Annotated in this window: 27 protein-coding genes; all 27 read left to right on the top strand. The window is 40.8% G+C overall.

The window, feature by feature from the left end:
- Positions 1-133: 133 nt before the first annotated feature.
- The 27 genes from spoVT (at position 134) to lysS (ending at position 26,062) form a co-directional block, all read left to right on the top strand.
- Positions 134-673, top strand: coding sequence for a stage V sporulation protein T (gene spoVT / locus HNQ41_RS15260; RefSeq protein ID WP_184665301.1), 540 nt, complete (start codon positions 134-136; stop codon positions 671-673).
- Between the two features lie 174 nt (positions 674-847).
- Positions 848-2,455 (top strand): putative polysaccharide biosynthesis protein, encoded by a 1,608-nt coding sequence (locus HNQ41_RS15255; protein WP_184665300.1) that lies wholly within the window; start codon positions 848-850, stop codon positions 2,453-2,455.
- Positions 2,448-3,926, top strand: a complete 1,479-nt coding sequence (gene yabN, locus HNQ41_RS15250; protein WP_184665299.1) for a bifunctional methyltransferase/pyrophosphohydrolase YabN — start codon at positions 2,448-2,450, stop codon at positions 3,924-3,926. Before HNQ41_RS15255 ends, yabN begins: the two co-directional genes overlap by 8 nt.
- Positions 3,916-4,185, top strand: coding sequence for an RNA-binding S4 domain-containing protein (locus HNQ41_RS15245; protein ID WP_184665342.1), 270 nt, complete (start codon positions 3,916-3,918; stop codon positions 4,183-4,185). The genes yabN and HNQ41_RS15245 overlap by 11 nt, the downstream gene beginning before the upstream one ends.
- Positions 4,186-4,314: 129 nt before the next feature.
- Positions 4,315-4,572 carry a sporulation protein YabP gene (gene yabP / locus HNQ41_RS15240; protein WP_246421744.1) on the top strand — a complete coding sequence of 86 codons (258 nt, stop codon included), beginning with the start codon at positions 4,315-4,317 and terminating at the stop codon, positions 4,570-4,572.
- Positions 4,569-5,159, top strand: coding sequence for a spore cortex biosynthesis protein YabQ (gene yabQ / locus HNQ41_RS15235; protein WP_184665297.1), 591 nt, complete (start codon positions 4,569-4,571; stop codon positions 5,157-5,159). The genes yabP and yabQ overlap by 4 nt, the downstream gene beginning before the upstream one ends.
- 4 nt (positions 5,160-5,163) lie before the next feature.
- A complete protein-coding gene (locus tag HNQ41_RS15230) occupies positions 5,164-5,544 on the top strand; it encodes an FtsB family cell division protein (protein WP_184665296.1) in 381 nt (126 codons plus the stop codon).
- A gap of 68 nt (positions 5,545-5,612) precedes the next feature.
- Positions 5,613-6,038, top strand: a complete 426-nt coding sequence (locus HNQ41_RS15225; protein WP_184665295.1) for a S1 domain-containing RNA-binding protein — start codon at positions 5,613-5,615, stop codon at positions 6,036-6,038.
- A gap of 320 nt (positions 6,039-6,358) precedes the next feature.
- Positions 6,359-8,812 carry a stage II sporulation protein E gene (gene spoIIE, locus HNQ41_RS15220; RefSeq protein ID WP_184665341.1) on the top strand — a complete coding sequence of 818 codons (2,454 nt, stop codon included), beginning with the start codon at positions 6,359-6,361 and terminating at the stop codon, positions 8,810-8,812.
- Between the two features lie 106 nt (positions 8,813-8,918).
- Positions 8,919-9,656 carry a vWA domain-containing protein gene (locus HNQ41_RS15215; RefSeq protein WP_184665294.1) on the top strand — a complete coding sequence of 246 codons (738 nt, stop codon included), beginning with the start codon at positions 8,919-8,921 and terminating at the stop codon, positions 9,654-9,656.
- Positions 9,622-10,605, top strand: a complete 984-nt coding sequence (locus HNQ41_RS15210) for a serine/threonine protein kinase (protein ID WP_184665293.1) — start codon at positions 9,622-9,624, stop codon at positions 10,603-10,605. The genes HNQ41_RS15215 and HNQ41_RS15210 overlap by 35 nt, the downstream gene beginning before the upstream one ends.
- 441 nt (positions 10,606-11,046) lie before the next feature.
- A complete protein-coding gene (locus HNQ41_RS15205) occupies positions 11,047-11,802 on the top strand; it encodes a threonine/serine exporter family protein (RefSeq protein WP_184665292.1) in 756 nt (251 codons plus the stop codon).
- A 16-nt stretch (positions 11,803-11,818) separates the two neighbouring features.
- A complete protein-coding gene (locus tag HNQ41_RS15200; protein WP_184665291.1) occupies positions 11,819-12,262 on the top strand; it encodes a threonine/serine exporter family protein in 444 nt (147 codons plus the stop codon).
- Positions 12,246-13,640, top strand: coding sequence for a tRNA lysidine(34) synthetase TilS (gene tilS, locus HNQ41_RS15195; RefSeq protein WP_184665290.1), 1,395 nt, complete (start codon positions 12,246-12,248; stop codon positions 13,638-13,640). The genes HNQ41_RS15200 and tilS overlap by 17 nt, the downstream gene beginning before the upstream one ends.
- 86 nt (positions 13,641-13,726) lie before the next feature.
- Positions 13,727-14,266, top strand: coding sequence for a hypoxanthine phosphoribosyltransferase (gene hpt / locus HNQ41_RS15190; RefSeq protein WP_184665289.1), 540 nt, complete (start codon positions 13,727-13,729; stop codon positions 14,264-14,266).
- Positions 14,267-14,341: 75 nt separating this feature from the next.
- On the top strand, positions 14,342-16,414 hold the full coding sequence (gene ftsH, locus HNQ41_RS15185; protein ID WP_184665288.1) for an ATP-dependent zinc metalloprotease FtsH: 2,073 nt from the start codon (positions 14,342-14,344) through the stop codon (positions 16,412-16,414).
- 81 nt (positions 16,415-16,495) lie between these two features.
- Positions 16,496-17,269, top strand: a complete 774-nt coding sequence (locus tag HNQ41_RS15180; RefSeq protein ID WP_184665287.1) for a type III pantothenate kinase — start codon at positions 16,496-16,498, stop codon at positions 17,267-17,269.
- Positions 17,270-17,304: 35 nt separating this feature from the next.
- Positions 17,305-18,195, top strand: a complete 891-nt coding sequence (gene hslO, locus HNQ41_RS15175) for an Hsp33 family molecular chaperone HslO (RefSeq protein ID WP_184665286.1) — start codon at positions 17,305-17,307, stop codon at positions 18,193-18,195.
- Between the two features lie 273 nt (positions 18,196-18,468).
- Positions 18,469-19,932: a chorismate-binding protein gene (locus HNQ41_RS15170; RefSeq protein ID WP_184665285.1), complete on the top strand. Its 1,464-nt coding sequence runs from the start codon at positions 18,469-18,471 to the stop codon at positions 19,930-19,932.
- A gap of 27 nt (positions 19,933-19,959) precedes the next feature.
- A complete protein-coding gene (gene pabA, locus HNQ41_RS15165; protein ID WP_184665284.1) occupies positions 19,960-20,556 on the top strand; it encodes an aminodeoxychorismate/anthranilate synthase component II in 597 nt (198 codons plus the stop codon).
- A complete protein-coding gene (pabC, locus tag HNQ41_RS15160) occupies positions 20,541-21,398 on the top strand; it encodes an aminodeoxychorismate lyase (RefSeq protein WP_184665283.1) in 858 nt (285 codons plus the stop codon). The genes pabA and pabC overlap by 16 nt, the downstream gene beginning before the upstream one ends.
- A gap of 17 nt (positions 21,399-21,415) precedes the next feature.
- Positions 21,416-22,264, top strand: coding sequence for a dihydropteroate synthase (folP, locus tag HNQ41_RS15155; RefSeq protein ID WP_246421736.1), 849 nt, complete (start codon positions 21,416-21,418; stop codon positions 22,262-22,264).
- Positions 22,257-22,622 carry a dihydroneopterin aldolase gene (folB, locus tag HNQ41_RS15150; protein WP_184665282.1) on the top strand — a complete coding sequence of 122 codons (366 nt, stop codon included), beginning with the start codon at positions 22,257-22,259 and terminating at the stop codon, positions 22,620-22,622. Before folP ends, folB begins: the two co-directional genes overlap by 8 nt.
- Positions 22,623-22,630: 8 nt before the next feature.
- Complete coding sequence (gene folK / locus HNQ41_RS15145; RefSeq protein WP_184665339.1) at positions 22,631-23,152, top strand: 2-amino-4-hydroxy-6-hydroxymethyldihydropteridine diphosphokinase; 522 nt, start codon at positions 22,631-22,633, stop codon at positions 23,150-23,152.
- On the top strand, positions 23,104-23,310 hold the full coding sequence (locus tag HNQ41_RS15140; RefSeq protein ID WP_184665281.1) for a helix-turn-helix domain-containing protein: 207 nt from the start codon (positions 23,104-23,106) through the stop codon (positions 23,308-23,310). Before folK ends, HNQ41_RS15140 begins: the two co-directional genes overlap by 49 nt.
- Before the next feature lie 21 nt (positions 23,311-23,331).
- Positions 23,332-24,342 (top strand): tRNA dihydrouridine synthase DusB, encoded by a 1,011-nt coding sequence (gene dusB / locus HNQ41_RS15135; RefSeq protein WP_184665338.1) that lies wholly within the window; start codon positions 23,332-23,334, stop codon positions 24,340-24,342.
- Between the two features lie 217 nt (positions 24,343-24,559).
- A complete protein-coding gene (gene lysS, locus HNQ41_RS15130) occupies positions 24,560-26,062 on the top strand; it encodes a lysine--tRNA ligase (protein WP_184665280.1) in 1,503 nt (500 codons plus the stop codon).
- The last annotated feature ends 343 nt before the right edge of the window (positions 26,063-26,405 follow it).

The following is a 26,405-nucleotide window of genomic DNA, read 5'->3' as shown; positions in this document are numbered from 1 at the left end:
ATTGCAGATATGGTGAATAGTTCTTCTTGATTTTAGGATAATAAGGGACAACATCAAATGAACTACTCGTTTTCATTTATGGCACGAAAACATTCAAAAGCAATTACACCAAAGAAAGTGAGGCAGCTATAGTATGAAAGCAACCGGAATTGTTCGTCGAATTGATGATTTAGGACGTGTCGTTATTCCAAAAGAAATTCGTCGTACTTTAAGAATACGTGAAGGCGATCCACTAGAAATTTTCGTCGATCGCGATGGTGAAGTGATTTTGAAGAAATATTCTCCAATATCAGAGTTAGGAGATTTTGCGAAAGAGTATGCCGAAGCTTTATACGATAGTCTCCAGCATACAGTTCTCATTGCTGACCGAGATGCATATATTGCGGTGGCGGGAGCTTCGAAGAAAGAATACGCAAATAAATCCATTGGTGAAAAAGTTGAAAAAGCGATGAATGATAGGGAATCTGCTCTAGAAGCAAATGATGGTGAGTATGAACTTGTCAGTGATTCGAAAGAACATGCAAATGGCTATGCGATTGCGCCAATCATTGCAAATGGCGATCCAATTGGTGCTGTTGTGATGATTGGAAAAGAAACAAATGCAATGGGAGAAGTGGAAAGAAAACTATCTGAAACAGCAGCTAGCTTTTTGGCTAGACAAATGGAGCAATAAGTATAGAAAACATATCGATCTAAAACATATTTCGTAGCCTAGCTAGGTCTTTCCTAAGCTAGGCTTTTATGCTGTTGACTTTATGCGACAATTTTTGTGTAAACACTGGTCATATAGGTTGTGTGCTATAATAAGCCAGTATAATCGATGGCTTTAAACTGGGAGAGGATGACGATGGATCAATCCCGTACTCGTGACTGGCTAAACGGTGCGTTGCTTTTATCGATCGCTGGTTTGATTGCTAAACTGTTGAGTGCGGTTTATAAAGTTCCGTATCAAAATATTACAGGTGACGTTGGATTTTATGTTTATCAACAAGTATACCCGTTTTACGGTATTGCTTTAACGTTAGCTACATACGGTTTACCTATTGTGATTGCTAAGCAATATGCTGAAAAAAAAACCACGTATGATGAGGATCATGCAAATAACATTGCCCGTTTATCATTTATGATCATTTTGATGATCAGTGTATTAATGTGGTTGTTGATTTGGACATTAGCTCCAAATATTGCGGGTTGGATGGGTGATGAACATTTACTTACACCTATACGAGCGATTTCATTGTGCTTTTTAACATTACCTTTTTTGTCGGTTGGGCGAGGGGTACTACAAGGCGCGGAACGTCTGAAAGCTGTGGCTGTGGCACAAGTTGCCGAACAGTTTGTACGGGTGTTATTGATTTTGTTATTATCAGCTTGGCTTATGAATGTTTACGGTCCTTATATGGCTGGAACCGGTGCGGTCGTTGCTACCTTATTAGCAGGATTGACGGCTGTTTTCATTCTTGCTATTTCATTGAGGCGGCATATCGGCAGTATAGGAAATATGAAGCGTTTTTCCAATGTATCGACCTTTTCTTTAGGACAAGTTTTGAAAGTGATGAAGGATGCTTTCTTTATTTCTGCAAGTGCACTTTGTTTAATCTTACTTCAGCTTGTCGATGCAATTTCCGTCCCGCGATTACTACAAGCATCAGGCATGGTGACAGAGGAAGCGGCAAGCGTGAAAGGGACATATGATCGAGCTTGGCCTATGATACAATTTGCAACAGTAGCTGTGAATGCTTTAGCGTTGAGTTTAGTGCCACTTGTAGCAAAAGCATACCAACGAGGCGAACGGGTAAAGCTGGAAAATTACACAACCAAAACGTTAAAAGTTGTCTTTTTGGTCGCGGTTGCTGCCTCGATAGGTATGGCGATCATTATGGAACCATTTAATATGATGTTGTTTACCAATACAGAAGCTACGCTGGCGCTAAAAATTATGGCATTTTCAGGACTTTTTGGGTCGTTGTTTATAGCGGTGGCTGGGATTTTACAAGGAATGGATCAATCCCGCTTTGCTGCGCAATGTATGGTCGTAGGTTTAGTTGTTAAACTGATATTAAACATGACTCTTGTCCCATTAGTTGGTATCATTGGTGCAAGTATTGCGACAGTTGCCGCAACAATCACGATGTCGTTATGTGGATTTATGATTTTGTATCAAAACAACAAATTTCAATGGCCAACTTGGTCACAAGTGTTATCCAGTACGAAGGCGCTCGTTGTCATGGTGTTTGCGACGTATTTGTGGCTTGAAAGCTGGAAATTGATTGTAGGAGAGTTTACACGACTTAATGCATCGTTTTTAGCGATAAGTGCAGCCATTGTTGGTGCGTTTATTTACATAGTAGTACTCAATAAAAGTGAACTCATTCAAGAAGAAGAGCGAGAAATGTTACCTGGTTATTCAAAAATTGAACGCGCGTTAAATATAAGGAGGAAGGGCGATGAATGATATTCATGTAATCGGCTTGGGAGCGGGGGATATCGACCAGCTTCCCTTAGGTATTTATCGAACAGTGAAAAAACATGAAAAGATCTGGGTTCGAACGGCTGATCATCCTGTTATAGAAGAATTAAGGCAAGAAGTGGGGATTGAATCGTTTGATGATATCTATACACAATATGACGACTTTGAGTCAGTCTATCAAACGATTGTTGAGACATTGCAAATAGAGGCCCAGAAACAACCGATCATTTATGCTGTACCAGGACATCCACTCGTAGCCGAACGTACAGTACAACTTTTATTAGAACAAGATTCTGAAGGCGTTGTGAAGATCGGAGGGGGAAAAAGCTTTTTTGATGATGTGTTTGCCACATTGAAAATTGACCCGATTGAAGGCTTTCAAATGCTTGATGCCACTTCATTTTCTGGCGATGAATGTTCATTTCGAAAACATCTTATTTTCTGCCAAGTGTACGATTCTTTTATCGCATCTGAGGTGAAACTAACACTCATGGATCACCTTCCAGATGATTATCTTGTTTCAATCGTTACAGCTGCAGGTAGTGATAATGAGACGGTTGAAACGGTTCCGCTGTACGAACTTGACCGCACTGTTTCTTTAAATAACCTTACTGTTGTTTACGTTCCCCCAGTTAGAGACGAAGCACTCCTTTATCATGAGTTTACAACACTTAAGAATGTGATTGCTACACTGCGAGGGCCAAATGGTTGCCCTTGGGATCGTAAGCAAACGCATGAATCATTAAAACCGTACTTGTTAGAAGAAGCATACGAAGTGTTGGAAGCGATTGATGAACAAGATGTCGATCATCTGGCTGAAGAGCTTGGAGATGTGTTACTACAAGTGATGTTGCACGCACAAATTGGTGAGGATGACGGGATGTTTACGGTGGCCGATGTGATTCAATCATTAACGGAGAAAATGATTAGACGTCACCCACACGTGTTTGCAGATGTTGAAGCGAATGATGCAGAAGACGTCATCAAAAATTGGGAAGAAGTGAAGCGGGAAGAACGAGGTGAAGATAAAAATACATATACGCCATTACTCTCATCCGTTCCAAAATCTTTGCCTGCACTTTTCAAAGCGTATAAACTTCAAAAAAAGGCAGCTAAAGTTGGTTTTGATTGGGGAGAAGAAGCACCAATGTGGGAGAAGGTGAACGAAGAAGTGGCCGAATGGCAAACTGAAATAGAGGCAGGTAATAAAGAGCGAGCGACGAAAGAATTCGGCGATCTTCTGTTTGCGTTAACCAACGTCGCACGTTTTCATGATATCAATCCAGAAGAAGCGCTCATGCATACAAATCAAACATTTGAAAAGCGGTTTTCTTTTATTGAAGCGAAGTTATATGAAAATGCCGAGTCATGGCAGGAAAAATCATTGCAACAACTAGATGAATTTTGGGAAGAGGCAAAACGAGAGGAAAGGAAGGGGAATCATGATGAGAATTGATAAGTTCTTAAAAGTTTCACGTTTAATCAAACGACGTACATTAGCAAAGGAAGTGGCTTCAAAAGGAAGAATCGTGATAAATGGAAATGTCGCTAAAGCAGGGTCAAATGTAGATATTGGTGATGAAATTGCGATTCGATTCGGGCAAAAAAAGGTTACGCTCCGGGTTGAGCGCTTAGAGTCTGCAACGAAGAAAGAAGATGCTGAAGGGATGTACACATTACTGAAAGAAGAATTTATTGAAGCTGACGCAGAGTGAAACTTTCACATTTTTTCGTTCTACCCTGTCCAATAAACACATAGACTGTTACAAAGTTGGACAGGAGGGACGCATGTTATGAAAGGTTCATACGATTTTTCGGCTGGTACGAGTGTTAATCAACCAAACATGGATCATAGCATCACAATGGTAGGTAGGAAATCACTCGATATTTCAGGGGTTAAGCACGTCGAAAGTTTCGATAATGAGGAATTTTTATTAGAAACAACGATGGGCGTTTTGTCGATCAGAGGCCAGCATCTGCAAATGAAAAATTTAGATGTTGATCAAGGGAACGTATCGATTACAGGGAAAGTTGATGATCTTGTTTACCTTGATCAACTTGACGGTAAATCTAAAGGGCTATTTGGGAAACTGTTCAAGTGACGATTTCAGTGCAAATGGCAACGATGCTGGCGATGACTGTAATGGGTGTATGGATTGGAGCTTCGATAGATACGTACCGACGTTTTCTTAGCGTAAGGCGTCCACCCATTTGGTTAATGTTCACAAATGATGTCGTGTTTTGGTTATTGCAAGGGCTGCTAATGTTCTACATTTTGTTAAATGTAAATGAAGGCGAAATGAGAATGTATGTTTTCCTTGCGGTTCTTCTCGGTTACGCCGCTTATCAAAGTCTTTTTCAGACAATTTTTTTACGATGGCTTGAGACAACGATCCGATGCATAAAAACTTTATATCGATTGACGGTAAAAACGGTCGAAATGTTCATTATTTTGCCTATCAAATGGCTGTTGCAAATTATATTTGCCCTTTGTATGATAGTGGTAACGGCTTTATGGCGTATTGTAAGATTTTTAAGTAAATTACTTTTTATACCACTAACTTGGATCGGTCGAATGATTGCTTCTTGGATACCTAATCATTTCAAAGAGCGGGTGAACCGCATGTTTACAGCCGTTCATAAAGTATCAAAGAAAGTAGTTCGATGGATAAGGCGAAAGAAAGGGTGAGTATATGGCATCGGATCGGTCAACGAAAGTAGAAACATTAAAATCGGCTTACTACGAACAACAACAACGATTAGACGAACAAAAGCGGAGAAGAAGAAAAGGCCTTTACCGTCGTTTAAGTATTGCTGGTCTATTTATGATCACCTTTCTTATTTTTACTTCTGTAACACTCCATTCACAAGCCAATTCTATTGAGCAACAAAAAGAGGAGAAGAATGTTCTTGAACAGGAATTGGAACAATTAAAGGCAGAGGAACAAGATTTACGTCAAGAAGTGGACAACTTACATGACTATGAATACATAGCCGAAATCGCGCGTCGAGATTATTTTCTAACGAAACCAGGTGAAACGTTATTTCAAATACCTAATTCATCGTCAGATTGACACGCACCCCGGCGTATCGGTATAATATATATAAATATATAGTATGATTAAGGAGGAGCTCTTTTTACATGTCGATTGAGGTAGGCAGCAAGTTGCAAGGGAAAATTACAGGAATTACGCACTTTGGTGCTTTTGTAGAACTTCCTGGCGGTTCGACTGGACTCGTTCACATTAGTGAAGTGGCTGATAACTATGTGAAAGATATTAATGAAATTCTTACTGTAGGCGATGAAGTGACCGTTAAAGTATTGAATGTTGAAGATGATGGTAAAATTGGTTTGTCTATTCGTAAAGCAAATGAATCTGCAGCTCAAAAGCCTTCTGCAGATCGTAAAAGTTCCAAGCCTTCACAAGGTGGTGGGCGAAATCGTCGCAAAGAACCATCTTTTGAAGATAAAATGAACCGTTTCTTAAAAGATAGTGAAGAACGTTTATCGACGTTGAAACGACAAACCGAATCAAAACGTGGCGGTCGTGGCGCTAAACGCGGATAAACTTGTTGCTAGAGAAAAAGATACGTTATGCTAACACTTACCTTTGATGGTAAGTGTTTTTTGTGTGCACAAGCTTACTTATTATTTCTTCGTTAATTCCACATTTGTATGACGTTTCGTTAATCAGCGACGCTATTCGCTATAAAAACATACACAAAAACGTAAATCGTAGCCGTGATACCTAGAAACAAGTCGAACATTTTTTTGGACAAGCCCACTTGTTTTGACAAAATCTTCAATTCTTATCTGTTTATAATGAGACTATCATTCTAAAACAGGTGGTGCATCACATGTCACAAAGAATCCTCAATCATCCTTCGATGGAAAAGCGGACTGGCGTAGGAGACAGTTTGCAACGGTTCAAAGATTCCGCTACAAATCGTTTAACTAAAGTACGATCCTGGATGAGAACGGTTCTCTTCCAATGGGGGCTTTTTATTTATCTTGTCGGCTTTTTGCTTGGACGAGCTATGATTCTTTCGGAAATGCTTCCGTTTGTTGTCCCATTTTTCGCTGTGATATGGATGACCAAACGGGAACATGCCAAACTGGCATTTATCGCATTAATTCTCGGTACGATGTCGGTAAACTTGAGTGTCGCTTGGTTTACTGTAAGCGCCTTGCTTGTTTATGCGTTGATCCAAAGGACGTCTGAACTTGTTTTGAAGAAAAACACGAAGGCTGTGTTTATTCATGTGTTTTTGTCTGTATGGGCGGTCCGGTTTGGGTACTTAACGGCAACTGAAGGAATGGTTTCTGAATACACATGGATGATTTCAACGGCAGAGGCATCTTTATCAGCCGTTGTGACAATGATTTTTTTCCAGAGTATTCCCCTTCTTATGGAACGAAAACGGCAGCGAAGTTATCGAAATGAAGAGATTATTTGTCTGATGATTTTCTTAGCTTCGATCATGATTGGAACGATCGGCTGGGTCGTGTATGGAATGGCTGTTGAATCAATATTAGCGAGATATGTTTTACTGCTTGCTGCATTTGTCGGTGGTGCGGCAATTGGCTCAACTGTTGGTGTGGTAACGGGATTAATTTTAAGCCTTGCGAATGTCGCAAGTTTATATCAAATGAGTTTATTAGCGTTTTCCGGTTTACTCGGTGGTTTGTTACGTGAAGGGAAAAAAATGGGCGTAGGCGTAGGTTTACTCATAGGAACGGTGCTTATTAGTATGTATGGTGATAGTCAGACGCTTGTGATGACATCGATTTATGAAACATTGGTCGCTATCAGTCTATTTTTACTTACACCGAAGTCATTTATCGAGCATTTATCTCGGTACGTGCCAGGTACAGTGGAACATTCGCAAGAGCAACAACAATATATGCGCAAAGTACGTGATATAACAGCGCAAAAAGTCGAGCAATTTTCCGACCTTTTCCATACGTTATCAGAAAGTTTTACAGCGATGGAAAAGCCGAAGAAAACTGACTTCGACACGAAAGATATGGATGTTTTCTTGAGCCGTGTCACAGAGCACACGTGCCAAACATGCTTTAAAAAGGAAAAATGTTGGGCGAATAAGTTTGAAGAGACGTATCAATATATGGAAGATCTTATGCAAGAATGCCAAGACGAAGGAGGAGTCAGACAAGGCCGCTTGTATCATGACTTCTCAAACCATTGTGTGAAACCTGATAAAGTCATTCAAGCGATCAAAGATGAATTGAAGTCTTATGAAGCGAGTCAACAGCTGCAAAATCAATTGACAGAAAGTCGTCGCTTAGTGGCGGATCAACTCCGTGGTGTATCACAAGTGATGGATGATTTTGCTAAAGAAATTCAACGTGAAAAAACAACCCACCAAAAACAAGAGGAGCAAATTGGTGAGGCTATTGCTGATGCGGGAGTTGACATTGACCAAGTAGAAATCTATCAGTTAGATGCTGGAAATATTGATATTGAGATTACCTTACCAAAAAATGATTTGAATGAAAGTGAGAAAATTGTAGCGCCATTGTTGTCGTCAATCTTAGAAGAGACGATTGTTGTGAAACACACTGAACCATCTGCGTCTCCATATGGACATGACCGTGTCTCATTTGGTTCAGCTAAGCAATTTGTTGTCAAAACGGGTGTTGCAAATGCGGCAAAAGGTGGGGGTTGGGTTTCCGGAGATAGTTACTCAACACTTCCGATTAATGCGGGAAAATATGCACTTGCGATTAGTGATGGAATGGGAAATGGTGAGCGGGCACATATCGAAAGTAGTGAAACATTGCAGCTGTTGAGAAATGTCCTCCAATCAGGAATTGAAGAGACAGTCGCCATTAAGTCGATCAATTCTGTCCTGTCGCTGCGATCAGAAGATGAGATTTTTTCGACGCTTGATTTAACGATGATTGATTTACAAGATGCTTCAGCGAAATTTCTCAAAGTAGGCTCAACCCCCTCTTTCATAAAAAGAGGCAAACAAGTGAAAATGGTTGAATCTAGTAATCTGCCAATTGGGATGCTTCATGAATTTGATGTCGATGTCGTCAACGAACAGTTAAAGGCGGGCGACTTGTTAATTTTAATGAGCGATGGCGTCTATGAAGGGCCGAAGCATATTGAAAATGATGAAGTATGGATGAAACGAATTATACAAGAATTAAAAACAGAAGACCCACAAGAAGTAGCAGATGTGATTATGGAACGTGTCATTCGTGAGCGCGGTGGACATATTGTCGATGACATGACGGTTATGGTTGCAAAAGTAGATCATAACCTTCCAAAGTGGGCGTCAATTCCCACACCACAGTATGCAATTGCGAAGTAAAACAATCATCTATTAAAGCGTATGTATTTACTAGACTTTATATGTATACTTCCTTCAAAACTGGTACAAGATGGTAACAACAAGATCGTTGAAGGAGGAAACTATCATGAGTCGAGGAACGTTACGGCAAATTTTATTGCTTACAGATGGTTGTTCAAATACAGGCGAGGATCCAATTGCGATGGCCGCGCTCGCGAAAGAGGAAGGAATCACAATCAATGTGATTGGCGTAATTGAACAAGGTCAAATGAGCGAGCAAGGGATACAAGAAGTGGAAGGCATTGCAATGGCAGGTGGCGGTGTCAGTCAAATCGTTTATACACAACAACTGTCACAAACTGTCCAAATGGTAACAAGAAAAGGTATGACACAAACGATCCAAGGCGTTGTTAGCAAAGAGTTGGAAGGTATTCTCGGTAAAGAAACGAGTATGGAAGATTTAGAACCAGAAAAGCGTGGGCAAGTGACTGAAGTTGTTGATGAACTCGGTGAAACAATGGATTTAGACATTTTAATCCTTGTTGACACGAGTGCGAGTATGAAGTCAAAACTACCAATGGTTCAAGAAGCGTTAACTGATTTATCGGTTAGTTTAAATGCGCGTACAGGTGATAATCAGTTTTCTGTTTATTCATTCCCTGCGAAACGAAAGTCAATCGAACGTCGCTTAAATTGGACACCTAAACTTGAAACATTAACAGGTGTTTTTGATAAGCTATCATCTGGTGGTGTCACCCCAACTGGCCCAGCGTTGCAGGAAGCGTTAAATGCATTCCGTAAACGAATGAAAAAGAAAGAGCAGCCGATTGATGAAGGAATTTATCTCGAAGAACCAGGTATGTAAACTACATCCCGGGCAGCAGGTTATTGGGAAGTGGCACCGAAAATCATATAAGATTGTTAAACAGTTGGGCTATGGGGCAACAGGCACCGTTTACTTAGCGCACGGTGTCGATGGAGCTGTTGCATTAAAAGTCGGGGCCGAATCAATGGCAATATCTTCGGAGGTAAACGTCTTACAGCAACTATCTAAGGTCCAAGGTCAACACCTTGGGCCTTCTTTTATCGATGTGGATGATATCATCACTTCAGAGGGCACATACCCGTTTTATGTGATGGAGTATTTAGAAGGAGAACCATTAATTCCTTTTTGGCAAAAGCATCGTCCAGAGTGGCTAGGCATCCTCATGGTTCAGCTTCTTAGTGACTTAGACCGATTACATCGCATCGGTTGGATATTTGGAGATTTAAAGCCTGAAAACTTGATTGTAACAGGTCCTCCGTACCGCATTCGCTGGATGGACGTTGGTGGGACGACGATGAAAGGGCGGGCAATTAAAGAATACACGGAGTTTTTTGACCGTGGCTATTGGGGGCTTGGCTCTAGAAAAGCAGAACCTAGCTATGATCTCTATAGTGTGGCAATGATTATGATTAATTCAAGGTATCCGTCTCGTTTTGATAAAAAGCCCTCCTCGGCCCCATATAAGCAATTACAAAAAGCGATTGTTAATGACACGATTTTAAAAAAATATCAATCGACAATTGAAGGGGCTTTACAAGGGAAGTTTTCCGAAGCGATGGCAATGAGAAAATCATTGGTTTCACAAGTGGGTTCCAGTGATTCGCGACGAGAATACAAAGTAACAAGGCGTACACAAGCGCCGACGAAACAACGAAAGAAGAAAAAGAAACAACCAGCAAAAAAATCGTCAGCAATTTTTGAGACGTTCCTTGTAGGCTCTTTTCTTCTTTTAGTATATATTCTATACTGGTTTGGACAAATGATGTAAGTAGAAAAGTTGAAACGCCTCGCTAACGAGCGACAAGCGCTGCCTCTTCCTCTGCAAGCTCTGCTTTGTAGCGTATCCGTCGAGGCAAATCGAAGCTTGTGCGCCGAGGTAAACGCTCTTTGGAATGCAGGGCAGCTAAGACGCTTTTTGTCTTCTGAAAAGGCCTGAAGCGACCTCGAGCTCGTAGGCGTTGAAACTAGACAGATAGAAAAGCGCAAGGCGCTTGAAAATCGGCAAATACGTGTCTCTTTCTCTTCCAGCTCCACGTCGAAGTTAGATTCACTAGAGGTCCTGCAAGCAGAAGCGCTTTTGCTTTAAATGCAGGACCGAAATGGCCTCGAGCCGATAGCGCTTGGAGCTGGACAATAATATTAACCATTCTTACATATATGAAGTGTACAGAGGAGTGGAACAACAACTACGCAGGCGGGGGAATCTTCGATGGCAAAAGCAAATCAGGTGATGGATATCTGCCTGTTAGCAGGAGAAATCATGCTCACGTATGGTGCAGAAACTTATCGCGTCGAAGATACGTTAGAGAGAATGGCTAAATCTGCAAATTTTAGTAATGTTCATTGCTTCGCTACCGCAACGGGCATTTTTCTATCCTTTGAAGCAGAGGGAAAAGACGATCAGATGCAGATGGTTCGAATTGATGATCGGCTTCAGGATTTAAATAAAGTGGCAGAAGTCAATCAAATTTCCCGGGAATTTGTCACTGGATATATTTCAGCTGATGAGGCACAGAGCCAGCTTCAGAAGGTTTCCGTGGCACCCATCCATTATCCACTTTGGTTCATTCATTTATCAGCAGCTGTTGCTGGGAGTATTTTTTCGTATTTATTTGGCGGAAGTTTAGCTGATTTATTGCCCGTATTTTTTACAGCATTGATTGCCAGTATGACTATGGTTCAAATTGAAAAGTATTTAAAGGTAAGATTTTTCGCAGAATTTACGGCTTCGTTTTTAGGTGGATTTAGTGCAATTATATTATATACATTAGGGCTAGGATTAAATGTAGACCAAATGATTATCGGGACGGTTATGCCACTTGTCCCAGGTGTGACGCTTACCAATGCCTTACGAGATTTAATGTCAGGAGATTTGATTGCTGGGACAAGTCGAGGAGCGGAAGCGTTATTGACCTCGCTAGCGATTGCTTCAGGCATTGCGTTGGCGCTTACATTAACACTTTAAAGGGGAGGAACCTGTTGTGCTTTTGGAATTATTGCTATGTTTTATTGCAACTGTAGGGTTTGGGGTCATTTTTAGCGTTCCAAAGCGTGCATTACTCCTCGCAGGTTTAATTGGTGTATTAACGTGGTTTAATTATCATACACTGCCTATATTCGGGGTAAATACAGTGATGGCTACGGCAATCTCTTCTTTTTTTGCTGCTTTAGTTGCTCACCTTCTTGCGCGAAAAATGAGATTACCTGCTACCACATTTGCTTTACCTGGTGTTATCCCACTCTTACCAGGAGGGCAAGCATACAGTACGATGCGTTCATTTGTGGAAGGAGCGTATATCCAAGGGTTAGCTACGGGTGTAGAAACGTTATTACAAGCCGGAGCAATTGCAGGAGGGCTTGTCTTCGTGATTGCCTTGTTCTCATTTGGAAAGGGGATTGGTCACCGTTATGAACCAAGCCGTTAAATCGTTCATTCGAAAACATGAGCTCATTAAACCAAATGACAGAGTCCTGATTGCTGTATCTGGTGGTCCAGATTCTTTAGCATTGCTGCATTATTTATGGGTTTATCGACATGAGTTTGCGATTTCAATTATTTGTGCCAGTGTAGACCACGGCCTTCGTGATCGTGCCTCTCGTGATGATTATGAATTTGTTCGTGCTTTTTGTGAAGAACGGGGGATTGAATTTATAGGCGCTCACTTGGATGTTGCTCAGTTTGCTGAAGAACACCGTCTTTCCAAACAGGTAGCAGCAAGGCAATGTCGCTATCAATGGTTATCTGAACAAATGGAGAAACAAGAGGCAAACCGTTTAGCTACAGCACACCACGGTGATGATCAAATAGAGACGATGCTCATGCAACAAGTAAGAGGGAGTGTTGGCTATTCATCAGGGGTACCAGTACAACGTCCTTTTGCTCCAGGTATGATAATAAGGCCGTTACTTTCTGTGACAAAGGAAATGATTGTCAACTATTGTCACAAAGAAGGTTTATCTCCACGCTATGACAATAGTAATGAAGATCCAACATATACGAGAAATCGATTTCGAATGAATGTTTTACCGTTTTTAAAACAAGAGAACCCAAATGTACATCAACATTATCAGCAACAAAGCGAATGGCTGCAAAGCGATCATCAACTACTGTTGGAAATGGCTGAAAAAGAAATTCAACAAATCGTTCCTCGACCTTGGGGAATCCCATTGGCATTGAATATTGACGAGTTACATCGAATGCCTGTCCCTTTACAAAGACGCGGGATTCATCTAATATTAAACTATCTTTGTCCCGAACATATGGAATCGATTGGTGCATTACATATTGAGAACGTTCTGCATTTGTGCAGAAAACATACGGCTTCCTCTTTTGCAGATTTACCTGGAGGTCTTCGAGCTGAACGGTCATATGAGAGGCTTTACATAAAAAAAAGACACGGAAATGTTGAAGAAAAAGTCAATCTTTCTGCTCAGCAGATCCCAGTTCCAGGCATGATCAAGTGGAATCAGGGAAGTATAAAGGCCGAGGTGTTTCAATCACCCCCTTTACAAATGAATGGGTTCGACTTTTCTGTGTTTGATTATGATCAAATAAATGTTCCGCTTTCGGTTCGAACGAGGCGAAGAGGTGACCGGATTGATCCGATAGGGATGGATGGGTCAAAAAAATTGAAAAATTTATTCATCGATGAGAAAATCCCACTTGAAAAACGAAATCAGTGGCCGATTGTCGTAACGAATGATGACCAAGTTTTATGGGTTCCAAACCTGCGAGCCTCACGGATTGCTCAAGTAAGCAACAATACGAAACGTTGGTTATTGCTTTACTACGATAAATGGTAATAGTTTTAATCATATATGAATGTAGTGGGAATAAGGTTTGAAATGAAAAAATCGACCGCAACATAATGAGGAGGTCAAAGGAAAATATGCATGATGATATGGAAAAAGTATTAATTACTGAAGAAGAGATCCAAGAAAAAGTTGATGAATTAGGCAAACAATTATCGGAAGAATATAAAGAAAACTTCCCGTTAGTTGTTGGTGTACTTAAAGGATCACTCCCTTTTATGGCCGATTTAATTAAACGACTCGATATTCACATTGAGTATGATTTAATGGACGTTTCTAGTTATGGGGAACAAATGGTTTCTTCAGGCGAAGTGAAAATCGTCAAGGATTTAAATACATCTGTAAAAGACCGTGACGTTGTGATCGTCGAAGATATCATTGACAGTGGTTTGACACTTAGTTATTTAGTGAAGCTGTTCCACCATCGTCAAGCAAAGTCAGTTAAAATTGTTACATTGCTCGACAAACCAGAAGGTCGAAATGTCGACTTATCTCCAGATGTCGCTGGGTTCACTGTCCCAGATGAATTTGTTGTTGGTTATGGATTAGATTATATTGAACGCTACCGTAACCTCCCGTATATTGGTGTTTTGAAACCAGAGATATATGAAGGGTAATTAATTGTAGAAATTAAAACATTTGTGATACGATTATAAAAGTGTACTCGTTCGCGGGAGGAGGTAAACGAAAGCATGAACCGAATTTTTCGGAATACCATTTTTTATTTAATGATTTTCCTCGTGATTGTGGGGATTGTTAGCCTATTTAATGACCCACCTGAGGAAGTTGAAGAAATTAACATCAATACTTTTCAAGAGTATCTAAACAATGAAGAAATTGAATCGATGACAGTCCAACCTGAATTAGATGTACTTGAAGTACGTGGACAGTTAGTTGGAGCAGAAGAGGATGAATACTTTGTCGTAAATGCTCCGGATACAGAAGCTTGGATCGGTGAGATCTTACAAGCAACAACGCCAGGTGCAGGCGGTCTACAAGTAGAGATGGAAAAAGCGGAAGAGCCTAGTGGATGGGTGAATTTCTTTACCGCGATTATTCCTTTCGTTATTATTTTCATACTTTTCTTCTTCTTGTTAAGCCAAGCGCAAGGTGGCGGAAACAAGGTTATGAACTTTGGTAAGAGTAAAGCAAAGCTCTACCAAGAAGAGAAGAAGAAGGAACGCTTCAAAGACGTAGCGGGTGCTGAAGAAGAAAAGCAAGAGCTCGTCGAAGTGGTTGACTTTTTGAAAGACCCACGCAAATTCGCAGAAATTGGAGCCCGTATACCGAAGGGTGTCTTACTCGTTGGTCCACCGGGAACAGGTAAAACATTAATTGCTCGAGCAGTTGCAGGTGAAGCAGGCGTACCGTTCTTCTCGATTAGTGGTTCCGACTTCGTTGAGATGTTTGTCGGTGTTGGTGCGTCACGTGTACGTGATTTATTCGAAAATGCGAAGAAAAATTCACCTTGTATCATCTTTATTGATGAGATTGACGCTGTTGGTCGCCGACGCGGCGCAGGTGTAGGTGGCGGTCACGATGAGCGTGAACAGACGCTGAACCAATTGCTTGTTGAAATGGACGGTTTCGGTGCAAATGAAGGAATTATTATCATTGCAGCAACAAACCGTGCTGATATTCTTGACCCAGCATTACTTCGTCCGGGACGTTTTGACCGACAAATTACGGTTGGACGCCCAGATGTTAAAGGACGTGAAGAGGTGCTTCAGGTCCATGCTAAAAACAAGCCATTGTCAGAGGATGTTGACCTTAAAGCCGTTGCTCAGCGAACGCCAGGATTTGTTGGTGCCGACTTAGAGAACTTGTTAAATGAAGCAGCTCTTGTCGCTGCTAGAGCCGATAAAACGAAAATTGACATGGAATCAATCGACGAAGCGGTAGACCGTGTCATTGCCGGTCCTTCTAAGAAGAGCCGTGTCATTTCTGAAAAAGAGAAAAATATTGTTGCTCACCACGAAGCAGGTCACACTGTTGTTGGTGTGAAACTTGAAAATGCTGACATGGTACACAAAGTAACAATCGTACCACGTGGTCAAGCAGGCGGTTATGCGATGATGCTTCCGAAAGAAGATCGCTACTTCATGACCAAACCTGAATTACTTGATAAGATTGTTGGTCTTTTAGGTGGTCGTGTCGCCGAAGAAGTAATGTTTGGTGAAGTGAGTACAGGTGCTCACAACGACTTCCAACGAGCGACAAACATTGCTCGAAAAATGGTCACTGAATATGGTATGAGTGATAAACTCGGACCTCTTCAATTCGGATCAGGTCAAGGGGGAGAAGTTTTCCTCGGCCGTGATATCAACAATGATCCTAACTACAGTGATGCGATTGCTCACGAAATTGACCTCGAAATGCAGCGTATTATTAAAGAATGTTATGACCGCTGTAAACAAATTTTAGAGGACAATAAAGATAAGCTTGAACTTGTTGCGGACTCTCTACTTGAGTTTGAAACATTAGATGAGAAGCAAATTTATTCTCTTGTCGAAGAAGGAAAACTTCCTGATGATCACCATATGACGAAAAAGTTAAATGGTGAAAAGGATGATGACTCGGATGTGACAGTCAAAATCCAAGGTAAGTCTGATGAAGACTTGAACACGAATACGAATGAAGTTGAGAAAAGTGACTCTTCACAGCAAGAAGATAACGAAACTGAAGGTGTGAGCGAAAGTGACCAATCACCTTCCGATGAAACTTCAGAGTCATCAAGCCAAAATGATATAAATAAAAAAGAATAGTATGGTAAAATAGGGTGTCTATATTAGGCACCCTTTCTTTTCGGAAAAGAACCGAATTTATTGTTCAGGTGGTGGGAAACGGTGATTTTTGTCCTTGATGCTGGTAATACCAATATTGTCCTTGGTGTTTATGAAGGAGAAAACTTAAAATATCATTGGCGCATCGGAACGGATGCAAGTAAAACGGAAGATCAATATGCGATGCTTGTAAAGGATTTGTTTAATCATGAAGGTATTGGAGCAAGTGATATCTCTGGCGTGATCATATCATCAGTTGTTCCTCCAATTATGTATGCACTCGAACAAATGTGTAAAAAATATTTCAATCTTACACCGATCGTAATTGGTCCTGGTATAAAAACAGGTTTGAATATTAAATATGATAACCCTCGTGAAGTAGGTGCTGACCGTATTGTGAATGCCGTTGCAGGTATTCATGAGTATGGTGGACCGCTCATTATCGTTGATTTTGGTACAGCAACGACGTTTTGCAGTATTAATGGAAAAGGTCAATACGTCGGTGGGGCGATTGCTCCAGGGATTTCTATTTCTACTGAAGCACTATATAACCGCGCTTCAAAACTTCCACGTATTGAAATTGCTAAGCCGAAAAATATTATTGGTAGTAATACTGTGACTGCAATGCAATCTGGTATTTTGTATGGTTATGTTGGACAAGTCGAGGGAATTGTTAGTCGCATGAAAAAAGAAACGAATGAAGATGCGACCGTAATTGCTACAGGTGGATTAGCGCCACTTATTGCTAAGGAGGCAACTGTTATTGATGTCGTTGATTCATTCTTAACATTAAAAGGGTTGAAGTGGATTTACGAAAAGAACAATGAACAACTTTAGATGAACGGTAAGTGCAAGAAAGGAGACAAACATAGATGAGTGACTATTTAGTAAAAGCATTAGCCCATGATGGATATATACGGGCTTACGCGATTCGTTCTACAGAAATGGTGCAAGAAGCAGCGCGCCGTCATGATACTTGGCGCACAACAACGGCTGCTTTAGGGCGCTCTCTATCTGCGGGAACGATGATGGGTGCAATGTTAAAAGGTGAAGAGAAAATCACTGTGAAAATTGAAGGAAACGGACCAGCTAGTCCGATCATTATTGATAGTGATTCTGAAGGGAATGCGCGTGGTTATCTAAAAGGGCCGCATGTTGACCCTGAACGAACATTGCACGGGAAATTAAATGTCGCTGGAGCTGTTGGGACAGAAGGTACTTTATCTGTTGTTAAGTACCAAGGATTGAAAGATCCATTTACAGGGAGTGTACCGCTTGTTTCTGGGGAGCTTGGTGAAGATTTCACTTACTACTATGCAGTTTCTGAACAAATTCCTTCTTCGGTAGGTCTCGGTGTTATCGTGGGAGCAGAGGAAAAAGTCGAAGCGGCAGGTGGTTTTATTGTACAAGTACTACCAGGTGCAGGGGACAAACTGATTTCTCAAATAGAAGAACGACTTTCTAGTATTCCGCCCATTTCGCAACTTCTTCAAGATGGTTTAACACCTGAAGAAATTTTGCAGCGTTTGCTTGGAGAAGATGACGTGAAATTCATTGACCATATGCCAGTTGCTTTCTCTTGTCATTGTTCAAAGGAGCGCGTTCTCCGAGCGATTCGTGGTCTCGACAATCAGGATATTCAAGAAATGATTGATGAAGACGAGGGTGCTGAAACACAATGTCACTTTTGTAATGAAGTATATCGTGTATCTAAGCAAGAGCTTGAACAGTTGTTAACTGGTTCTGAGGATGAAGATTTGTAAAGTTTACGAAGTGTATTTTATGCACTGACTAACGCTGCATGGTGACGTTAGCGTTAAAAATATATAAATGTTTTTGAGTCGATGTGTAAGAAAGTAATCTAACGGATTAGGGCAGGTACAAGTTATTTAGGTACCGCTCTACGTAGATGAACGATCTTGCCGTCGACTTTTTTAGTAATGTTTCTGCATTGCTCCTTTACGTTTACACGATTATAATGATGTCATAGTCATTTCCTAGGTCGTATATTACAGTTGAAGGTGAGGGTTTATTGGGTGGCAGAAGGACAAGATAGACAACGGAGACCATGGGCGCGTACACGAAAACTAACGGATTCACAATGTGAAACGTTTAAAGTGTACCAAGCTTTAACAGAAAATCAAACCCACCACGTTCTTTTAGAAAGTGGGCGTGCTGGTCGTTATTCTATTATGGGAGTGGATCCTTGGGCTGAATTACGCGGAAAAAACAATGAACTCACCGTTACAATGAATGGTGAGGAGATTCGTTTTGAGGGTCCTTTATTATCCTCCTTGAAAACTTGGTTTGCTAAATATGAAACAGTACTAGATCCAAGTATGCCAGATTTTCAAGGTGGGGCAATTGGTTGGATAAGCTATGATATGGTTCGTGAATTTGAAAACATCCCGCCGTCCTCTAGCGATGACCTAAATACAGATGATGTCCATTTATTTGTATTCGATGATGTTTATGTCGTTGATCACAAAGAAAATTGCGTATGGATGATCACGAATGTATATGATGGTGAAGAGGTAGAGGGTAGATTATCTTATTTGGATTGTATGTGGGAACAGGCGTTACGAGAAAACGTACATGATCCGTGGTATAAGCGCCGCGTGCCACAAGAGCATTCAAAAAACGCTAAACCATCGGTGCAACGTACATTTTCTGAAGAAGGATTTCATGATGCAGTCCGGAAAGTGCAAGAGTATATATCAGCAGGTGACGTCTTTCAAGTCAATTTATCTGTTCGTGAGTCACGTCCCTTAAATGTACATTCGCTGCATATTTACGATACACTTCGTACATTAAATCCATCTCCGTATATGGGGTATTTTCACGCGCCGAACAAACAGCTTGTAAGTGGTTCACCTGAACTACTTGTGAAAAAGGATGGAAACAACTTATCGACCCGACCTATTGCAGGTACGAGGTCGCGGGGCAAAGATAGGCAGGAAGATGAACATCTTGCTAATACGCTTATAAACAATGACAAGGAACGAGCTGAACATGTTATGCTCGTTGACTTGGAAAGAAACGATCTAGGTCGGGTTTGTCGGTTCGGTAGTGTGATGGTCGATGAATTAATGGTGATCGAACGCTACTCTCACGTTATGCATATCGTTTCAAATGTTTGCGGTGAAATAGCAGAGAACAAAGACGCTTTTGATGCGATTGCCGCTACTTTTCCTGGTGGAACAATTACAGGTGCTCCAAAAGTTCGAACGATGGAAATTATTGAAGAGTTAGAGCCTGTGCGCCGAGGTGTGTATACGGGTTCGTTAGGTTGGATTGGTTTTAATGGTGATATGGAGCTAAATATTTCGATTCGAACAATGGTTGTTGAAGATGGCGTTGGACATGTTCAAGCTGGGGCAGGGATTGTGATCGATTCAGAGCCAGAAGCAGAGTATAAAGAATCACTAAAAAAAGCGAAAGCCTTATGGAAAGCAACGGAGTTAAGTGAAGAAGAGATGAGGGCAAGCGCACTAAAATAAGTAAAGACGAGCAGAGGAGGCTTTAAAATGATTTTTATGATTGATAACTATGATTCGTTTACGTATAACCTCGTTCAATACCTAGGTGAAATGGGGCATGAACTACAAGTTGCCCGAAATGATGAAGTGACGGTTAAGGAAATCGAGGAGGCAAATCCTAAGTATATTATGATTTCCCCTGGTCCATGTACCCCAAATGAAGCAGGGATTAGTCTAGATGTTGTAAAGCACTTCGCTGGAAAGGTCCCCATTTTGGGCGTTTGCCTCGGCCATCAAACGATTGCGCAAGCATTTGGTGGGGAAGTTGTGCAAGCTGAACGATTCATGCATGGTAAGACGAGTAACATTGATCACGATGGTCAGTCTATTTATCAAGGTTTACCACGCTCATTTGAAGCAACAAGGTATCATTCTTTGATTGTAAAAAAAGACACGCTTCCTGACTGTTTTGAAAAAACGTCCGCAACATCTGAGGGTGAATTGATGGGCATTCGTCACAAGGAACTTCCGGTAGAAGGGGTTCAGTTTCATCCTGAATCGATTATGACAGGAGAAGGTAAGCAGTTGCTCCGCAATTTTATTGAATGCTATAAGGAGTTTGATGGAACTTGTACCTCTACGTAAATGGTTTGTTTCAAAAAGAAACTGAAGCCGTGATCTCTCCGTTTGATCACGGTTTTATGTACGGTGTTGGCTTATTTGAGACATTTCGTACCTATCAAGGTCATCCTTTTTTGTTGGATGATCACTTTGTTCGCTTACAAAAATCTTGCCAAGAATTGAAGATCCCTTTTTTGTATAATAGAGACGAAGTCGCAGATATCATTTCAAGATTGCTTGAATTAAACCAAATGGACGACGCTTATTTTCGTTGGAACGTATCAGCGGGTGAAGGTCCAGTAGGTTTGCAAACTGAAGGGTATGATCAGCCAACGACGATTGTGTATACGAAACGGTTGTCAGTTAATAACGATTACCTAGAAAAGCGACTTGTAGTACTCAATACGAGGCGGAACAGTCCAGAAGGAACCTCTCGTTTGAAATCACATCATTTTTTAAATAATATATATGGCAAACGTGAAGTTGGGAATGACCCAAATGTTGAAGGGCTTTTTTTAAATGATGAAGGTGATGTCACTGAAGGTGTTGTCTCAAATGTATTTTGGATTAAAGGTGACCGCCTCTATACGCCACATGTAGAAACTGGAGCGCTAGAAGGTGTGACTCGTTCGTTTTTGTTATATTTAGCACGCTTTGTTGGCTTAACGCCAATTGAAGGCCGATTCCCTATTGAGCATATGTATGATGCTGAAGAAGTTTTTATAACAAATTCAATTCAGGAAATTGTCGCAATCCGCTCTTTGGATGAACATTTATTTCCTGGAAAAACTGGTGAGAAGTTTCGAGAACTATTAGCGTTATATCGCTCTCACACAGGGTCACTTTGGTCTAAAAATGATTTATGATGAAGTGAGGGATTGAAATGTCAGTAGTCAAAGAAAAGAAACAAATGCAGTTCGGGAAACATCGTCTAGATTTTAATCATAAAACGTACGTGATGGGAATTCTTAATGCAACTCCTGACTCTTTTTCTGATGGCGGGAAGTATATCGATGTCGGTCAAGCGGTAGAGCGTGCGAAAGAAATGGTCGCACAAGGTGCAGATATCATTGATATTGGTGGAGAGTCCACACGCCCAGGAGCGGAATATGTAACCGAAGAAGAAGAGAGTCTCCGCGTCATCCCTGTCATTAAAGCTGTTCGCCAGTCGGTTGATGTTCCTTTGTCAATTGACACATATAAATCCACTGTTGCTGAAGTGGCGGTTAAGCATGGTGTTGATATCATTAATGATGTTTGGGGTGCGAAATACGATCCAAAAATTGCAGAAGTTGCAGCCAAGTATGACGTTCCGATCATCCTCACACACAATCGCGAAAAAGCTTCTTATGAAAATGTTTCCTTAGATTTGATTTCCGATTTAAAAGAAAGTATCGAAATTTGTCATCAAGCAGGTGTAAAAGATGAACAAATCATTTTAGATCCGGGGATCGGATTTGCTAAAGATTACGAGCAAAATTTACAAGCGATGCGTGGATTATCACAATTAGCTGCCCAAGGATACCCCATTTTACTAGGGACTTCTCGAAAATCATTGATCGCCAAGACATTAGACCTTCCCCCTGAAGACCGTGTAGAAGGAACAGGCGCGACGGTTTGTTATGGGATTAGGGAAGGGTGTGACATTGTACGTGTACATGATGTGTTAGAAATGAAACGTATGACAAAGATGATGGATGTCTTACTCGGAAAGGGTGCCAGTCATGGATAAAATCTTTGTGAATCAAATGTCATTTTATGGTTATCACGGTGTGTATCAACAAGAAAACGAACTAGGGCAACGATTTTATGCTGACGTGATATTATACACCGATGTTCAGCCTGCAGGTGTGACAGATGATTTAAATAAGACGGTTAATTACGCAGACGTGTATGAGCAAACGAAAAATGTGCTGGAAGGCTCTCCTGTGAATTTAGTGGAAACGTTATGTGAAAGTATTGCTAATAATTTGCTGGCGCATTTTCCGCAAGTCCAAGCTTGTACGGTCAAGGTGACTAAGCCGAATCCACCTATTCCAGGTGAATACGATTCTGTCGCTGTAGAAATTTATAGGAGTCGAGAACATTGAAAACTGCTTTGAACCAACGCGCCTATGTATCGATTGGCTCCAATATTGAGCCGCGAGCTGTTTATATAAGAGAGTCGTTACGTCAATTAGGTCAACATGAGAACATCCAATTGGAGGAAACTTCATCGATTTATGAAACGGATCCAGTTGGAAAAACAGATCAAGCACTGTTTTTAAATGCAGTCGTCCAGTTTATTACATCGTTATCCCCTGTTGAGCTACTTAACGTAACGCAAGGAATTGAAGCTGATTTAGGGCGAACACGTGTTGAGAGATGGGGGCCGAGAACAGTTGATCTTGACATTTTAATGTATAATAACGAGAGTATTAACTTACAACACCTAGAAATTCCGCACCCAAGAATGTTAGAACGATCGTTTGTTCTCGTTCCACTTCTTGAAGTTCAACCAGATATTCGTTGGTATGATGGAAGAAAGCTAAAAGAAGTCGTTTCAGAAATTGATAAAGAGGGTGTACGGAAATGGAAGAAACGGTCTGGGGTCGGAGAATACGGGCTTTTCGAAAATTAAAAGGTTATACACAAGAAGATTTGGCCAATGAAATAGGTGTATCAATTTCAGTATTAGGTGAAATTGAAAGAGGAAATAGACAACCTACCGATGAAATGATTGAAAATATTTCAGAGGTATTAAATATTAACAAGGACGAGTGGTCTTTGATTAAATAGATGATGGAGAGGTGCTTGATCGTGTTAAAAATTCGCGACATTGAAATGAAAAACCAAGTCGTGTTAGCGCCGATGGCTGGTGTTTGTAATCCAGCGTTTCGATTAATTGCGAAGGAATTCGGCACGGGGCTTGTTTGTGCTGAAATGGTTAGTGATAAAGCTATTGTTCATAAAAACCAACGTTCTTTAGATATGCTCTATGTCGATGAACGAGAAAAACCGCTAAGTTTACAAATTTTTGGCGGCGATAAAGACACATTAAGGCAAGCGGCAGAGGTTGTTGATCAACAAACAAATGCTGATATTATTGATATCAACATGGGTTGCCCGGTGCCGAAAATTACGAAATGTGATGCAGGAGCAAAATGGTTATTAGACCCAGATAAAATTTATCAAATGGTGAAGGTCGTCACAGACGCGGTTGAAAAGCCTGTCACTGTTAAAATGCGTATGGGCTGGGATGAGGACCACATCTATGCTGTTGAAAACGCGCAAGCAATCGAAGCAGCAGGTGGAGAAGCTGTATCCTTACATGGCCGTACACGTATTCAAATGTATGAAGGGGAAGCTAATTGGTCAATCCTGAAAGATGTGAAAGACAACGTAACAATCCCGGTAATCGGAAATGGGGATGTGAAAACACCAGAAGATGCGAGAAGAATGCTCGATACAACAGGTGTTGACGGTGTTATGATCGGAAGAGCGGCACTAGGGAATCCGTGGATGCTTTACCGCACGATTCGATACTTGGAATCAGGAGAATTGAGTCTGGACCCATCTGTTCGCGAAAAGATGGATGTTTGTATTTTACACTTGGACCGTTTGATTGCATTAAAAGGTGAGGGTGTAGCTGTTCGTGAGATGAGGAAACATGCAGCATGGTATATTAAAGGTATTAAAGGCGCAGCAAAGTTTCGCGATCAAATTAATCAGATGGATACACGTGATGAACTCGCAGATTCTCTTTACCAACTTGTAGAACAAGTTGAAGCACAACAACCGGCAAATCAGCAAGAAATCGTTACTGGTTAGTTTGACATTATTCCCCTTGTCACCTATAATACGTCAGAGATATGAGAAACTGCCGGTATATACTGGCAGTTTTCTTCGTAAGGACCGCTTAATAATGTCAGTACCAAACATTTCTTAATATAAGTTAAACAGACGTTTTTAGATGAAAAAATGTTAGGTAGATGAATATGAATACACACTTTGTGAATAAAAGTGTAGGGAAATAGGAGATGGTGATATGAGCCAAGAGCAAGAATCGAATGATCAGATCCAAGTGCGGCGAGAAAAGTTAAATGAACTTCAGAATTTAGGGATAGACCCTTTTGGTGCTCGTTTTGAAAGAACGCATTCTGCGCAATCGATGTTTGACGAATGCGATGGGTATTCAAAAGATGAGCTATCCGAAAATGAATTTCCTATTACTATAGCAGGGCGCATTATGACTAAGCGTGGAAAAGGGAAAGCAGGTTTCGCACACATTCAAGATTTAACTGGACAAGTTCAAATTTATGTTCGAAAAGACGCTGTTGGTGAAGAACAGTACGAATTATTCTCTTCAGTTGATATTGGTGATTTTGTCGGTGTTACGGGTGTTGCTTTTAAAACGAAAGTTGGCGAACTCTCTGTTAAAGTTAATGATTTTACGATTCTTTCAAAGTCATTGCGTCCACTACCGGATAAATATCACGGGCTGAAGGACGTTGAGCAACGTTATCGCCAACGTTATCTTGATTTAATCGTTAATCCTGAAGTTCGCGATACATTCGTGTTACGCAGTAAAATCTTACAATCCATGCGTCGTTACCTAGATAACAATGGATATTTAGAGGTTGAAACACCAACAATGCATTCAATCCCTGGTGGAGCATCAGCACGACCGTTTGTTACCCATCATAATGCTTTAGATATGACGCTTTACATGAGAATTGCGATTGAATTACATTTGAAGCGACTCATTGTAGGTGGCTTAGAGAAAGTATATGAAATTGGGCGAGTTTTCCGTAATGAAGGGATTTCAACACGACATAACCCAGAATTTACGATGATTGAATTATATGAAGCGTATGCTGATTACCAAGATATTATGAACCTAACAGAACAATTAATTGCCCATGTCACCAATGAGGTTCATGGAACGATGGTTGTATCTTATGAGGATAACGAAGTTGATCTCTCACCAGGTTGGAAACGTGTCCATATGGTTGATGCGATTAAAGAACACACAGGTGTAGACTTTTGGAAAGAGATGTCCGATGAAGAAGCGCTCGCTTTGGCTAAAGAGCATAATGTCCCTGTTAAAGAGACGATGAGCTTCGGTCATGTTGTTAATGAATTCTTTGAAACTTTTGTTGAAGAGAAGCTTATTCAACCAACCTTTGTCTACGGTCATCCAATTGATATTTCTCCATTGGCAAAGAAGAATGAAGAAGATCCACGTTTCACAGATCGTTTTGAACTATTTATTGTCGGTCGAGAGCATGCCAATGCATTTACGGAATTGAATGATCCAATTGACCAGCGAGAAAGATTTGAAGCTCAGCTTGTTGAGCGAGAAAATGGTGATGATGAGGCACATATGATGGACGAAGATTTTCTTGAATCGTTAGAGTATGGTATGCCTCCAACGGGTGGTTTAGGTATTGGTATCGATCGTTTAGTGATGCTTTTGACAGGTTCTCAATCAATTCGAGACGTCTTATTGTTCCCGCAAATGCGTCATAGAGATAGTGACGAAGTATAGTGATATGAAAGAAACACCTGCTGAACCATCGGTAGGTGTTTCTTTTTTCATATAAAAAAGAGGATGATAGGGAGGATTCCAGATTAAATTTTAAAAATATATTAATCCCCCCTTGCATTGTTAAATTTATAGTGGTATATTATTAAACGTTGTCAGCAAAACATGTTTGTCCAAACGGAGTGAAAGTGACTCACAAAAAAACTTTCAACAAAATGTTGACATTATGTTTTATAAGTGATACACTTATAAAGTCGCTGTCAGAGAGCGACTGAAACACTGACCTTTGAAAACTAAACAAAAAGCTAAGCGACCAGCGGGATCTTATTTAAGATTCTGTCAATGA

It is taken from the genome of Texcoconibacillus texcoconensis (assembly GCF_014202575.1).
In the GTDB taxonomy this organism is placed as follows: domain Bacteria; phylum Bacillota; class Bacilli; order Bacillales; family Salisediminibacteriaceae; genus Texcoconibacillus; species Texcoconibacillus texcoconensis.
Note: the sequence above shows the minus strand (reverse complement) of the source record. Positions and strands in the feature narration are given on the sequence as shown.